The following is a 407-nucleotide window of genomic DNA, read 5'->3' as shown; positions in this document are numbered from 1 at the left end:
AATACTTTCTTGTTTGAGTTTGATATACTTTGTCATAGTTTTAACTACAACACTGATGCCCATAAGCTTAAATTGTTTCTAGCATCATTGAAAGAATCAACTCTACAATGGTTGATGGGCTTAGTAGCCAATGCAATAGGAAGTTGGGATGAAATGCAAACTTTGTTTCTAGATAATTACTAAGAGTATTGCAAAGCATCTAGTTTAAGAGGAGATGATGTCTTCAGGATATCTCAGAAGGAGGAAGAAACATTGGAAGACTATGTTTCACATTTCTTATATACAATGCAGAAGAACCCTTAACATGTGTTGTCCAAGGATTCACAAAAGCTAGTCTTTCTAAGAGGTGTGAATGATAACTTTCTAGAAGCACTAGACTTGATGGTTGGTGGTGATGTATATCAAGC

General features: G+C 35.1%; 1 protein-coding gene. It reads left to right on the top strand.

Going from position 1 to position 407, the window contains the following annotated elements:
* Window positions 1-183: hypothetical protein (locus CHM34_RS19685; RefSeq protein ID WP_206093863.1), on the top strand; the 183-nt coding region annotated here is incomplete at its 5' end.
* Window positions 184-407: the final 224 nt, after the last annotated feature.

Origin of the sequence: Paludifilum halophilum (assembly GCF_002245355.1) — a bacterium.
GTDB classification, from domain to species: Bacteria; Bacillota; Bacilli; order Thermoactinomycetales; family DSM-45169; genus Paludifilum; species Paludifilum halophilum.
This window is presented reverse-complemented; position numbering and strand designations above follow the sequence as displayed.